The sequence below is a fragment of the Pseudomonas syringae group sp. J248-6 genome (genome assembly GCF_032586995.1).
GTDB classification, from domain to species: Bacteria; Pseudomonadota; Gammaproteobacteria; order Pseudomonadales; family Pseudomonadaceae; genus Aquipseudomonas; species Aquipseudomonas amygdali.
Genome location: NZ_JAWHOP010000053.1, coordinates 1 through 564, shown reverse-complemented (window position 1 = coordinate 564; position 564 = coordinate 1). Strand labels below are relative to the sequence as shown.

The 564-nt window shown below is 63.3% G+C and carries 1 pseudogene; it reads left to right on the top strand.

What is annotated here, in order from left to right:
• Nucleotides 1–564, top strand: a pseudogene (locus RYC17_RS26805) (hypothetical protein); the annotation flags it as partial.

The window sequence follows — 564 nt, the reverse complement described above, 5'->3', positions numbered from 1 at the left end:
GGCTTTGATGCCAAAAACCCTGTCGCCCAGGCACTCATCGCCCCGATCAAGGCGACCCGGCTGAATCTGCAATACAACGCGTTTCCGGTCAGCCTGGCTGCACCGCAGCGCGCCCGCCAGCCCGGTTATGAAAGGCTGCTCGATCATCCGGCGCGGTATCTGTGTGATCTGTCGGGGCAGTTTCCGGTCGAGTCCTTCAGAGAAGCCAAGGCATTTCTCGCTCAGGCTGGCAGAGGTGTTGCTGTGCAGGATGTCAGGCACCTGGAGCTGACAGCGATGGCCGACGCGCTGCTCGCCAGTTTGCCGATCGAAGCGGATGCCGAGCCCGTCGATGCGGGGGTGCTCTGGGAAGCACAGGCCGGTGTCGTCGATGTGCTGGAAAACGCCCGCCAGCGGCAGGTCTGCGGCGTGCTGCTGGACGATGCCTGCTATCGACTGCGTCATCTGCGGCAACGTGTCGATACGTGCCAGCAACTGTTCGCGCTGTGCGCCCGACACGCCGTTCTTCACCCACACCATGCCAGCGCGTTGCTGGTGCAGCAACTGGTGGTGCCGCGCAGTATT